This window comes from Pseudomonas sp. CC120222-01a (genome assembly GCF_003097235.1).
Classification (GTDB): domain Bacteria; phylum Pseudomonadota; class Gammaproteobacteria; order Pseudomonadales; family Pseudomonadaceae; genus Aquipseudomonas.
Map to the genome: position 1 here is coordinate 55,097 of NZ_QEQQ01000007.1, position 12,671 is coordinate 67,767.

Sequence of the window (12,671 nt, forward strand, 5' to 3'; positions counted from 1 at the left end):
CGTCGCGAAAGGGCTGCGAAGCAGCCCCCAGCGATATGTAATGGTGCAGAAATCCTGGGGCCGCTTCGCGCCCCTTTCGCGACGCAAGGCCGCTCCCGCAAAAAAGCGTTCATTCCGGATCAGAAAATCTGGCTTAGCAGCCAGTACAGACTCCCGGCCAACAGCATCGCCGCCGGCAGGGTCAGCACCCAGGCCATCAGCAGGTTGATCAGCGTGCGCTTCTGGATCCCCGAACCGTTGGCGACCATGGCACCGGCCACCCCCGAGCTCAGCACGTGGGTGGTCGACACCGGCAGCCCGAACATGTCCGCCGCACCGATGGTGCACATGGCGACCACTTCCGCCGAAGCCCCCTGGGCGTAGCTCAGGTGGGTCTTGCCGATCTTCTCGCCCACCGTCACCACGATACGCTTCCAGCCGACCATGGTGCCCAGGCCCAAGGCGATGGCCACGGCCACCTTGACCCACAACGGGATGTAGCGGGTGGCATCGTCCAGCTGCGTCTTGAACAACAGCACATGGCTGCGGGTGTCGGCGTCGAACGCCACCAGCTGTTTCTTCTCGATCAGGCGGATGGTTTCGCTGGTCAGGTACATGTCGTTGCGCACGTTGGCCATGGCTTCGGCTGGCACGCGCTTCAGTGAGCCATAGCCCTTGACCTGGTCACCGATCATGCCGGTCAGCGCGGCGAGTGCCGGTACCAGCTGCGGGTTGGCCTTGGGCTCGGCGATGAATGCGGTCAGCGCCTGGCGCGGGTCGGCGGGGGCCGGCCCGGGCGCCGTGTTTACCAGTGCCTGGCGGGTCACTTCGGCAACGGCGGAGAACTGCAGCGCCTGCTCGCTGGGCATGGTCTTGTTCAGGGCATAGGCCATCGGCAGGGTGCCGACCAGGATCAGCATGATCAGGCCCATGCCTTTCTGCCCGTCATTGGAACCATGGGCAAACGATACGCCGGTGCAAGTCAGGATCAGAATGCCGCGGATCCACCACGGCGGGGGCGTGCGGCCTTCAGGTGCCTGATACAGCGCCTTGCGCTTGACCAGCGCGCGCAGCGCCAGCAGCAACAAGGCGGCGCAGGCAAAGCCGATCAGCGGCGAGAACAGCAGGGCATAACCCACCTTGCTGGCCTGGCTCCAGTCGACCCCGCTGGTACCGTCGCGCCCGTGCATCAGCGCGTTGGCCACGCCGACACCGATGATCGAGCCGATCAGGGTGTGTGAAGAGGACGCTGGCAACCCCAGCCACCAAGTGCCGAGGTTCCAGATGATCGCCGCCAGCAGCAAGGCGAAGACCATGGCGAAGCCAGCCGAAGAACCGACCTGTAGAATCAGCTCGGCCGGCAGCAGGGCAATGATGCCGAACGCCACTGCGCCGCTGGAAAGCAGTACGCCCAGAAAGTTGCACAGCCCGGACCACACGACCGCAACCGGTGCCGGCAATGAATGGGTGTAGATCACCGTGGCCACCGCGTTGGCGGTATCATGGAAGCCGTTGACGAATTCGAATCCCAGGGCGATCAGCAGCGCCAGGCCCAGCAGCAGAAAGGGCGTGACGGTGGTGATCACCGTACCGCTGGCGACCACATCTTGTTTGAGGCTCCAGACGGTGTAGGCGATGCCAGCCAGTAACAGGCCGAAGAACAGCACGAGGGTGGCGCGCCCGGGTTTGTGCGGAAACTGCGGGCGGGCATCGCTATGGGCCAGGGGCTGCTGGCTGGCCAGTGACGGGGTTGCCATGGGGGCTCCGATTGGCGTCGGCGAGGGTGGCACTGAGCATAGAAACAATTCCTCACTTGGATATGACCTCGATCAAGGAATCACCTAGTCTCAGGACAGACGGTAGAGGCATGAGAACACCATGATTCGCTGTAAACATGTCTACGACGAGATCGACGATGAAGATGGCCCGTGCCTGCTGGTCGCCGCGAGCGATGTCTGGCGCACCTTTGCTCGCGATCTGACGCGACGGGCGATGCTGCCCTATTACCGCGAGTTCGACCTGTTGTGGATCGAACAGGCGTTCGATGAAGCCTGGGGCTGGCGCGAGCAGTGGCTGGTGATGGAAGGGGAGACCGTGCTGGGTTTCTGCAGCCTCAGCCAGGACCGGCAGGCGTTGTTCATTCGCGAGTTGCACCTTTTGCCAGAGCAGCGTGGGCGCGGGGTGGGTAGCCAGGTGCTGGAGACGCTGGCCAGATGGGCGGCGCAGCGGCGGCTGCCGTTATTGAGGTTGATGGTGTTCAAGAGCAACCCGGCGCGGCAACTGTACCTGCGCCATGGGTTTGTCGAGATGGGGGAGGATGATTGTTTTGTGAGGATGCAGCGGGTCATTGGGTGACCTGCACTGGCCTCTTCGCGGGGCAAGCCCGCGCCTACAGACCCTGCGTATCGCTGTAGAGCGGGCTTGCCCCGCGAAGAGGCCGGTGAAGTCAATGCAAGCAATGGATCACTGCTGCCTGACCCGCACCGTCTCACCCTGGCGAACCGTGGCCTCGAGCAACTGCCCCTGCAAGGGCAACAAATCCCCGATCAACAGGTTCTGCAGCAACGGCTTGCCATCGAAGCTGTTGCCCCCCAGCACCACATCCCGCATACCTTCCACCCGCACCAGTGCCTTGCCGACCCGGCCCAGGCGATTGCCGCTGAGCACCAGCGGCCCGGCCAGTGGCGTGGCATTGCGCAGGCTGATGGCGTATTCCGCCGTATTGCCGATGCGGTTGTCGAGCAGCGCCACAGCGCCCACCTCGCTGGCATCCACCGCGCTGCCCTGGCTGCTGGCCAGCAGGTTGTCGTCGATCACCAACGGTGCCGCTGCAGTGGGCGCCAGGTTGCGCAGCTGGATGCCATTGCCACGGCTGTCGCCGATGCGGTTGCCGGCCAACAGCACTGCGCCCTGTTGCTCGCTGACTTCGATGGCGGCCTTGGTCGCTCCGAGGATCAGGTTGCCTTCGACCAGGGCGCGAGTCTGGCCACGCAGGCGCACGCCGCTGTTGTTGTCGATACCGCGCAGCTGGTTGCCCTGCAGCTTGACCTGGCTGTTCTGCACATCGAGGGCGTACTGCTGCGACTGCTCGAACCGGCTGCCGGTAATGGTCGCCTGGCTGTGCTGCAGTTCCACCGCGCTGGACATTTCGCTGAACTGGCTGTCACGGATGATCACCGTGGCCGGGCGGGTGCTGGCCGCCTGCTGGGTGCTCAAGGCGGTGGTCAGGCCGCGGGAAAGGTTGGCGTTGTAGCCCAGGCGCTTGAGCGTCGAGCCGAGCACCTGGGTATGGCTGCCGGCCCAGGCCACCACGAACGGCCGCCAGGCGCGGTCGGTGCTGCCCGGCTTGTCGCCAGCCATGCTCTCCAGGCTGGACTGGTTGAGCCCGAGCCAGCCCTGGTTGATCAGCGCCGTGCCGGAGAAACTCGACAGGTACAGGCTGGTGCCTTCGAGCACCAGCCCGGCATCGCTGCCGATCAACAGCGGGTAGCTGAGCAGGTAGCCATCCTTGTAGCGCTTGAGGACGCGCGGGTCGTTCAGTGCATCGTGCAGTTGCGCCAGGGTGATGCTGCCACCACGCAGCATCACCACTTGCGGGTGGTGTGCCTGGTAACCGGCGATGGCGCGGAACAGGCCGTTGTTGACGAACGGCTCGAACGGCCAGCTGCCAGCCTGGGCCGAGAACATCGGCTGCAGGCTGACGCTGGCGCGCCCGGCCGGGCGTTGCCGTTCGGCCTGCTGGAAGGTCACGGCCTGGCGCACCTGCTGGCGCAGTTGCTCGACCTTGAGCTGGCGTTGCTCCCGGGGCAGGGTGTCCACTGTCTGGTTGACCGGCAGCGCTTGGCTGGCGGCCTGGGCAGTGCCTGCCAGGCACAGGGCGGCCAGGCAGGTGAGGGAAAAGCGGGCGAGGGCAGCCATGGGTCAGCTCCTTGATCCGGGCAGTGGAGGGTAGAACGCTTTGATCGGGCCACCGAGCTGGCTGTAGTTGTCCACCTCGCCGTCTTCGCTGTCGTACAGCTGGCGCGCCAGCGCATGGCCGGGGTTGCGCTGCAGGAACGGGATCAGCCACGCCAGCTTGTACGGTGCCACGTCCGCCTGGGACTGGCCCTTGAGTTCGGGCAGGTCGCCTGGGTCGAGCACCGTGCGGGCAGCGAAGTTGGCCAGCAGGTCGAGGGTCTGCTGGTCTTCGTTGCTCCACGGCAGGCCATTGGCGCGTGCCGATTCGGCCAGCAGCACCAGCGGCACCAGCGCGTACTGGCTGTAGTTGGCCGCCAGCTTGCTGCGTGCCACTTCCAGCGGCAGGTAGGCGTAGTTGCCATTGCTGGCGCGCACGGCCTGGGCCAGGCCACGGCGCAGGTTGCCGTCGGCCCACTGGATGAAGTCGTCGCGGCCGACCAGCATGCCGGTGGCGGCGACGGCCCAGGCGGCCCAGTAGTCGTGGTTGTTGAAGTACACGCCGCTGGCGCTGCGGCGGGGATCGTACTCGTGGATCACCAACTCGCCGAGGCGGGTGAACCAGCTGCGCTGGGTTTCGTTCAGTTGCAGCTTGCCGTCGGCAGCCGACTGGGTCAGCAGCACGGCACCGGCCATGGCCGCCAGCGCCCACTTGCGCGCAGCCATGCCGGTGCCGCTGGCGTCCGGGTTGAGCAGGGCGCCGGCTTCGGCCCAGTGTTGCAGCCACTGGTCCTGGCAGGCCAGGGCCATGTTGGCGTCCTGAGGTTTCTTTGCCTGCTGGAAGCGTTTGCTGGCATAGATCAGGCCGCCAACGAACTGCTTGACCTGCTTGGCGATCTGCTCGCTGTTGGCGTCGGGGCTGCTGCGCAGGGTCGACTTGCTGGCATCGCGCTGGTCGTATTTGCTTTCCAGGCGCAGGCTGCCGGTGTAGGGGACGGGGGGTTCCTTGGTGCAGGCCAGGGTGCGGTAGTCGGCGATCATGGCCGCTTGCGGGGTGCTGTGGGCGGGCCAGATGGACTGTGCCGCGTGGGTCTGGGGGAGAAGCAGGCCCATGGCGAGCAGCAGTGCAGCTTTCTGGGGGCGCGTTGCGCCCCTTTCGCGACACAAGGCCGCTCCTACAGGCGATCGCGGTCCCTTGTAGGAGCGGCCTTGTGTCGCGAAAGGGCTGCAAAGCAGCCCCAGGCTTGGCAATACATTCTTCAAAGGCACAGGCGCGTCTCCACATCGGTCGCTACAGTCCCGGCCTTGGTCGGTTCCATGAACACCGACAACAGGTTGGCCCCGGCAAACTCCGGTGCCTTGCTCAGCTCCAGGTAATACTGCCCGCCGGTCACCACCGCGTCACGGCGGAACCACACCTTGTCCCGGGCACCGTTGTCGTAATAGACGATGATGTAGAAGTCCTTGACGTTCTTGTCGCTCAGGCGAATGTCGAGGAACCCTTTGGACAGTGCCTGGCGACCACTGCCGGCATTGCTCAGCAGCTCGATGCGCTCACCCACCTTCAACGCCGGGCGCTGCAATTTCGCGCCGAGCACTTCCTTGCTTGCCGAACAACCACCCTGAACCGCCGGCACCAGCTGGCGATACATCAGCGGCGAATCGAGCCGGTAGTTGGCCGGCAGTTCCCAGACGATCAGCTTGGGCGGTGCCTTGGGCTTGTAGTCGCTGGACAACAGGTACTCCAGCAGCGAGCCATCTTCACCCACCCCGGGCAGGGCGTAGTTGAGGATGTCGACGTTCAGGTACTGCTTCAGGTAGCCATCGAAATTGAACTGCTTGCTCTCGTCCTCACGGGCCGCAGCGTTACTGTCGCCGACCAGGATCACTTCCGGGTCCGGTGCCTCGTCGAACAGCGCGTCGGCGCCTGCGGCCACGGGGATGGTCTGGTAGCCGCGCACGTACTGGAAACCGTAGTTGTTGCCGCAGATGCTGCTCATCGCCAGGTTCAGGGTGCCGTCCTTGGGCACCATCACGCCCGGCTCGGTGCGGTACGCCTTCTTGGTCAGCCCGGCGTAGAACGGCTGACGGCGGATCTCTTCGGCCATCAGTTTCGCCGTGGCCTCGGCGCCGGTGGGCGTCCAGTGGTGGTCGCGGCGGAAGAAGTACTCGCCTTTCGGCGGCTGCTGCACCAGCTGCATCATCGGCGCCACCACCGCGCCGCCCTGGCGCAGCTGGCCGAGGTAGGCACTGAGGCTGTTGCTGGCGCGGGCGTAGTCGAAGCCGTGAAGCTGGTCGGCGAACAGCTTGTCGCGGTGCATCAGCCCACGAGTCGGCTGGATTGCCATGGCCACATGGATGCCCTGGCGCTCGAACGCCTGCATCAGGCGGGCGAACTCCGGGCGCATCGGCGCGGGGATGCCGAAGTCATTGGTCAGGTCGACGGCCGAGCGGAACAGCCAGCGGTCCTTGCCAGGCACGATCTCGCGCATCAGTTTCATGCGCCCTTCGGCATAGCGTTGCGGGTCGCTCAGGGCCGGGCAGACCATGCACTGCAGGTTCTCGCAGCCAGGCCCGGCCACCTGGGCAGCCTGGGCCGGCTGCGCGGCCAGGCCCGGCAGGCTGAGCAAGGCCAGGGCAGCGCTCAGGCCAAAAGGTACAAGGGTCTTCATGTGCCATTCATCCTTGCAGGGCATTCATCACTCGGTCGGGTCGATGCTGTTGGCCAGGGTCATGCTGCGGTTGCCTGGCAGTAGCACGTAGCTGTACGAGCGGCCCTTTTTGAGGAACTGCTCGTCGAAGCTGGCGACCTTGGTGTCCTGCTGGTAAGCGGCGAAGTCGATCTTGATCTCGTTGACCATGCGTGTGCCGGTCTCGCCGTTGCCAATGGCCTCGACCACGTCGTGCTTGCCATCGGAGGTTTTCAGCGTGGCCTGGTTGGCGCTCAGGTTGTAGAAGGCGATCTGCGCCTTCTTCGGCTCGTTGACGTACTTGTCGCTGATCAGCTTCAGCTGCTTGCCGTCGTAGACCACGGTGCTGGCGGCATTGGCCTTGAGCTGCGGCTCGATCGACTTGCCGCCGACGGCGATCTTGTGCGGGCCGGCAGGGGTGAAGCGGTAGCCGCTGAGCTGGCCGGCGGCTACCCGCTGCGGGTTGACCTTGCCGCTGAGGGTGACGTCGATGTTGCTGTCGGACAGGTTCAGCACGCGGACGAACGCCGAGTCGGCCGGGGCCACGGCGTCGTACAGGTCGGCGTTGCCTTCGGCGGCCAGGGCGGCATGGCTGGCAGCGGCCAGGGCGATAGCGGTGAACAGTGGGGCAAGCTTCATCAGGTTCTCCTTGAATCGTCAGAAATGCTGGGGCGCAGCGCTGCGGCTGAGCGAGCCGGGGCGGTGGGCGAGCAGGGTGCGCAGGGGGAATTCCCAGACCACGGTCTCGATGTGTGTGTTGGCCAGCTGGTCGCTGGCCAGGAACTGGTTCATCGCCTCGAACGGGCCGCGGGCTTCCACGGCAATGCTCAGCAGGTCGCGGTTGAGCGCCTCCTTGAGGAAACCGACGAAGTTCCAGTCGTCAATCTTGCTGTAGCTGGTACCGACCAGCAGCAGGCTCTGGTTTTCCTCGGCGAACAGGTCGTCGGCGCCTTGTTCGGCCTTGAGGGTTTCGTACAGGGCGATCGGGTTGGGGCCGAACTGTGGCGCTAGCCGCGCATGGTCGAACTGGATGTAGTTCATCAGGTCGCCCTTGATGCTCTTCTCGCCGGCCTTGTGCGACACGTACACCTGGTCACCCAGCAATTGCGGGCGCTGGCGCGCCAGTTCGTAGGCCGACAGGCGTGCGCCTTCCGGGCTCCAGTGGGTGTCGGACTTGAGGAACAGCTGCGGGCCATCGAGGTTGGCGAGGAAGGCCCCGCGCAACGGCACTACGTCCAGGTGGCGGTTTTGCAGTTCGCCGACGAAGTGGTCATAGAGGCTGGTCACCCGTGGGTCGAAGGCGTGCTGGGCATGGGCCGCGTACACATCCAGCTTCATCGGCAGCGGCAGGATCACCAGCTGCTTGCCGTGTTCGGCCAGCTGCGTGCGGACCTTGGCGATCTGCTCCAGCTGGCTCGCCACGTTGGCCTTGAGGTCGTTGGGCACGCGGTATTCCTGGTTGGTGTAGAGCCAGCCATCCTTGCCCAGCACCACGCCCTTGGTGCCTTCACCGAACAGGTGGAACTGGGCATCGGCCCATAGCTCCACCGACGGGTCACGCAGGAAGAAACGCTTGTCGTAGGCCTGCTCGAACTTGCGCAGCAGCTTGCCGTCGACGAACAGGTTCCAGGTGTCGGTAGAGGTGCGGGCAAAGCTGAATACCGGCGGCAGCGAATAGACGAACATCGCCGCCAGCACCACCACGAACAGAATGCCATTAGCCTTGCTGGCTGAATTCATCACCGGGTACATGGCCGTCTCCTAGAACTGGAAATACAGGAAGGGCGAAAACGAGTTGGCCGCCAGGCTGCTCAATGCCAGCAGGAAGCCGCCCCACAGCAGCACGCTGTGCAGCGCGCCGACATGGCGCATGAAGTAACCGTCCTTGTTGCCGGCGTAGAAACGCACGTTGTTGATCCCGGCCAGTACCAGCCAGGCCAGCGCCACCAGGGCGAAGGCCATGGCCATCTTCGAGGCGCCGAGCACGTACAGTTCCAGCGAGCCGAAGCCGTTGAGGCCGAACAGCGCCTGGTAGATGTCGATACTGTGGCGCAGGTCCATTGTGAAGAACAGCGGCATGCTCAGCAGGATCAGCCCCCCGGTGCGCAGGTTGCGGCCCAGGTGGTAGGGCGTGGTGACCTTGGTCGCCAGGTTGAACTTGCGCTCGATCACCATGCCCACGCCGAAGAACAGGCCCCAGCAGATGAAGGCGAAGCTCGCCCCGTGCCACAGGCCCGACAGCAGCATGGTCCAGATCAGCGCCGGCAGGGCACCGGCCACGCGCTTGCGCACCAGTGGCATGTACACGTAGTCGCGCAGGAAGTGCGCCAGGGTCATGTGCCAGCGTGCCCAGAACTCGGTGATGCTCTGCGAGACATAGGGCTGGTTGAAGTTTTCCGGGAAGCGGAAGCCCATCATCAGCGCCAGGCCCAGGGCCATGTGGCTGTAACCGGCAAAGTCGAAGTACAGCTGCAGGGTCGAGATCACCAGGCCGAACCAGGCGTCGCTGAACTGCAGTGTGCCTTCGCTGACGAACAGCACGTTGATCGGCGCCAGGCGGTCGGCGATCAGCACCTTCATGATGAAGCCGAGCATGAAGCGGCACACGCCCAGCGAGAACAGCTCCAGCGAATGGGTACGCTCGCGCAACTGCGGTGCCAGCTGGCTGTAGCGCAGGATCGGCCCGGCCACCAGGTGCGGGAACAGCGCGACGAAGGCGGCGAAGTCGATGAAGTTGCGCGTTGGCGTGGCGTCCTTGCGGTAGATGTCGACGATGTAGCTCAGGGCATGGAACACGTAGAACGAAATGCCCAGCGGCAGGAAGATGTTCTCCAGCGTCCAGGTGTTGATGCCCAGCGGCGCCAGCAGCAGGGCCAGCACCTCGGCACCGAAGTTGGCGTACTTGAAGTAGCCCAGGGTCGACAGGTTGCCGGCGATGCCAATCCACAGCAGGCGCAGGGCCATGCGCTTGTCGCCGGCATCCAGGCGTGCCTTGATGCGCAGGCCGAACCAGTAGTTCCAGTAGGTGATGCCAACGAACAGCAGCAGAAAGTCCGGGCGCCACCAGGCATAGAAGATGTAGCTGGCGGCCACGATCACCGTCGAGCGCCACTGCGCCTTGGCCAGGAAATACACGGCCAGGAACAGCGGCAGGTAAAGGAACAGGAACACATTGGAGGCGAAGATCATGGCACGGCCCTTCCTTAGTAACTGATCACCACGCCGACGCTCAGCTGGTAGTCATCGCCGGTTTCCAATGCACTGCCGGCATTGAGATAACTGGCGCTGACCAGCGCGTTGACGTCCAGGTGCTTGCCATCGATAGCCACCGGAAACATCTTCCAGTAGTAGTTGAGGTCGATCATCTGCCCGACATTGCGCCCGTTGCCGTTGGTGCCCTGGGTGATGGCGCGGTTGCGTGCCGAACGTTGGTCGCCATTCATGCGGATCGGCAGGGTGCCGTCGGCATCGCGAAGGTCGAGCTGGGTCACCCGCAGGTCCAGCGCGCTGCGCGGGGTGGGGCGGGTCTCCACGGCAAAGCCGTAGTAGCTCAGGTTGCGCAGGTCGAGGGCGACGAACGAGCTGGTCAGGCGGGTGCTGTAGAAGCCGGTGCGGGTGATGCGGTCGGACTGGATGGCGTTGAGGCGGAAGCCGTCGTTCTCGTCGCTGGGCTTGTCGGTCAGGCCGCCGCGCAGCGCCACGCGCGGGGTCCACGCCAGCTCGTCGAAGCGCTTGCCGACTTCGCCCAGCACCGCCCAGCCCTTGCTGCTGTGACCGGTGGTGGTGACGCCGTTGCCGTCGGTGTTGTCCATCTTGCCGTCCAGCGCCGCCAGTTCCAGGTGGTAGTCGCTGAGCACCGGGTAGGCGAGGTTGTCGCCCTTGAAGAACAGCCCGTAGCGCATGCCCTTGAAGTCGTAGCGGTCGTCGGCGTCGTGGCCGCTGTGGTCGTTCTCGTGCATCAGGCGCACACCGACCTGGTTGTTCTGGCTCCAGCGGTAGGCGTACTGGCCCATCAGGTAGGTGGTGCGCTCCTCGCTGTCGGCCAGGCGGTTGACGTCGGTGTTGTAGTTGTGGAACTTCTGGCCGACGGCGAAGAACGCCTCGCTGAAGGTGTCCTGGTAGTTGAAGCGCAGCGACTCGAGGCTGTCGTCCCACCAGATGCCGTAGTCGTCATAGAAGCGCTGGCGGCCGAACGAGGCAGAGAAACGCGGGTCGTCGCCGATCAGGTTGCGCTTGACGTACAGCTCGCGCAGTTCGGCGTACCAGCCCTCGGGCTGCTCGCGCTCGTTGGCGTTGGACGCTTCGTTGGTGAGGTTGCTCGACTGGCTGGAGTCGTAGTTCAACCACAGGCGGCCGTAGACCATCCATTTGGCCCAGCGCTTTTCCGGCGAGTACCAGGCGAACGATGGCTCGTAACGCAGGCTGTAGAACATCTCGCGGTCGCTGCCGACCTGGGAGTCTTGCGGGCCGTAGCCGGTCTGCACGGTGAGCTTGTTGAACACTTCCGAGGTGATGACCGGCTCGCTGCCATCCAGCGCGGCGACGCGCACCGGTTCGTTGCTGTCGGCTTCGGGGCCGGTGATTTCTTCTGCGGCGAAGGCCGCTGGCAACGGTGCCAGGGCCAGCAGGGCGCCGAACAGGGGGTGATGCGCTTTCACAGGGTGGCCTCCTTGAACAGCCCGTTGCGAGCGGCCAGGGCACGCTCGATGTCATCCTTTGGCAGGGTCTTTTCCAGGCGCCTGATCAGGCTGCGCGCGCTGCGTTCACCCAGGTCGAGGGCGACGCGGGCGTAGGTATAGGCCTTGACCGGGTCGTGGCACAGGGCACGGCCGTAGGCGTGCAGGGTGGCCATGCGGTACCAGGCGGCAGTGTTGCCCTTGTCGGCTTCGGCCTGGAACAGCGCCAGGGCCTTCTCTTGGTCGGGCTGGTCCTCGACGCCTTTGCTGTAGTACTCGCCCAGCAGCAGGCCGGCACCGGGGTAGCCGTTGGCACGCAGCTCGTCGATCAGGGCGCGGGCCTTGTCCGGGTCCAGGGTCAGCCAGTTGTTGACCATGTAGAACTGCGCCTGCAGGGCCTTGGCCCGGGTCGGTTCGCGCTCGCGCACCTGGTCGATCAGCGCCTGGGTTTCCTCGGCGTTGTGTTCGGTCGGGTTGGAGATCATGTAGTTGGCCTTGGACACCATGGCCGGCACGAAGCCACGGGCCACGGCCACATCGCGCCAGCGCTGGACCCGGGCGGTGGCCAGGTTCAGCGCGTCGTCCTGGGCCTTTTCGCGGGGCAGTTGTTCCGGGGTGGGCGGCAGCTTCTCGGCAGCGGGTGCAGTGGCCTGGCTCTCGTAGCGGTCGGCGTCCTGTTCGGCGCGCTGCACGCTGGTGATGCTGTCGAGCAGCGCGGCGACGCGGTGGATGATCTCCACCGGCAACTGCTCGCGCTCAGGTTCGAGCTGGTCGGCGAAGGGCGGGAACAGGCGGTCCTGCTGCTCGCCGAGGAACGCGTAGTAGCGGTCCAGGGCGCGCACGTCCACGCGCACCGCCTGGCGATACCAGCGCTCGGCGCTGGCGCGGTCGCCCTGGCGCTCGGCGAGCACGGCGTGGTACAGCTCGGGGCGGCAATTGAGCAGGCAGGCCTGCTCGTACAGCGCCAGCAGCTGGGCGGCCTGGGCGGTGTCGACCAGCTCCGGGTAAGTCAGGAACACTTCCAGCGTGGTGCTGGTGTTGCGCGGGTCGAGGTTGGCCGGGTAGCGCGTCAGGGCCTGCGCCATCCACGGTCGCTGCGCCTCGCGCAGGCTCGGCGTGCGGTCGATCAGGCGGGCCAGCGAGGCCAGTGCCGGAACCATGCCATGGCCGTCGGCAAAGGCCTTCTGGTACAGCGCCACCACTTCCGCGCGGCTGGCGTCTTCGCGCCCGGCCAGCACATCGCCAAGCAGCAGGGTACTGGCCAGGTCGCCACGGGCAGCCAGTTCGCGCAGGTCGGTGGTGACCTCGGCCGACGGGTCCTTGTACAGCGCGTAGCGGATCTGCTCCAGGCTCTGCCCGGCACTGGCCGTGCTGGCGCAGGCCAGGGCCAGGCCGGCCAGCAGCAGACGGGGAGGCATATTGGCGGTCATGG

General features: G+C 65.3%; 10 protein-coding genes. 1 reads left to right on the plus strand and 9 read right to left on the minus strand.

The features are described from left to right. Nucleotides 1-119: 119 nt before the first annotated feature. A complete protein-coding gene (locus N430_RS11435) occupies nucleotides 120-1,736 on the minus strand; it encodes an inorganic phosphate transporter (protein ID WP_110639115.1) in 1,617 nt (538 codons plus the stop codon). A gap of 121 nt (nucleotides 1,737-1,857) precedes the next feature. Between N430_RS11435 and N430_RS11440 the strand changes: the two genes are divergently transcribed. After that, nucleotides 1,858-2,334, plus strand: a complete 477-nt coding sequence (locus tag N430_RS11440) for a GNAT family N-acetyltransferase (protein WP_256592122.1) — start codon at nucleotides 1,858-1,860, stop codon at nucleotides 2,332-2,334. Between the two features lie 108 nt (nucleotides 2,335-2,442). On the opposite strand, the gene N430_RS11445 is transcribed toward N430_RS11440, so the two are convergent. The 8 genes from N430_RS11445 to N430_RS11480 all read right to left on the minus strand — a co-directional run bounded on the left by N430_RS11445 (nucleotide 2,443) and on the right by N430_RS11480 (nucleotide 12,669). Next, on the minus strand, nucleotides 2,443-3,897 hold the full coding sequence (locus N430_RS11445) for a right-handed parallel beta-helix repeat-containing protein (RefSeq protein WP_110639114.1): 1,455 nt from the start codon (nucleotides 3,895-3,897) through the stop codon (nucleotides 2,443-2,445). A gap of 3 nt (nucleotides 3,898-3,900) precedes the next feature. Beyond that, the gene (locus tag N430_RS11450; protein ID WP_110639113.1) at nucleotides 3,901-4,986 is read right to left on the minus strand and encodes a polysaccharide lyase; all 1,086 of its coding nucleotides are present in this window, start codon (nucleotides 4,984-4,986) and stop codon (nucleotides 3,901-3,903) included. 146 nt (nucleotides 4,987-5,132) lie between these two features. Then, nucleotides 5,133-6,545, minus strand: a complete 1,413-nt coding sequence (locus N430_RS11455; RefSeq protein WP_110639112.1) for an alginate biosynthesis protein AlgX — start codon at nucleotides 6,543-6,545, stop codon at nucleotides 5,133-5,135. 27 nt (nucleotides 6,546-6,572) lie between these two features. Continuing rightward, on the minus strand, nucleotides 6,573-7,202 hold the full coding sequence (locus tag N430_RS11460) for an alginate O-acetyltransferase AlgF (protein ID WP_110639111.1): 630 nt from the start codon (nucleotides 7,200-7,202) through the stop codon (nucleotides 6,573-6,575). Nucleotides 7,203-7,220: 18 nt separating this feature from the next. Next, nucleotides 7,221-8,315 (minus strand): alginate O-acetyltransferase, encoded by a 1,095-nt coding sequence (locus tag N430_RS11465; protein ID WP_110639110.1) that lies wholly within the window; start codon nucleotides 8,313-8,315, stop codon nucleotides 7,221-7,223. 9 nt (nucleotides 8,316-8,324) lie between these two features. After that, nucleotides 8,325-9,752 (minus strand): MBOAT family protein, encoded by a 1,428-nt coding sequence (locus N430_RS11470; protein WP_110639109.1) that lies wholly within the window; start codon nucleotides 9,750-9,752, stop codon nucleotides 8,325-8,327. A gap of 14 nt (nucleotides 9,753-9,766) precedes the next feature. Then, complete coding sequence (locus N430_RS11475) at nucleotides 9,767-11,221, minus strand: alginate export family protein (RefSeq protein ID WP_110639108.1); 1,455 nt, start codon at nucleotides 11,219-11,221, stop codon at nucleotides 9,767-9,769. Then, nucleotides 11,218-12,669 (minus strand): tetratricopeptide repeat protein, encoded by a 1,452-nt coding sequence (locus N430_RS11480; protein WP_110639107.1) that lies wholly within the window; start codon nucleotides 12,667-12,669, stop codon nucleotides 11,218-11,220. The genes N430_RS11475 and N430_RS11480 overlap by 4 nt, the downstream gene beginning before the upstream one ends. Nucleotides 12,670-12,671 lie beyond the last annotated feature (2 nt).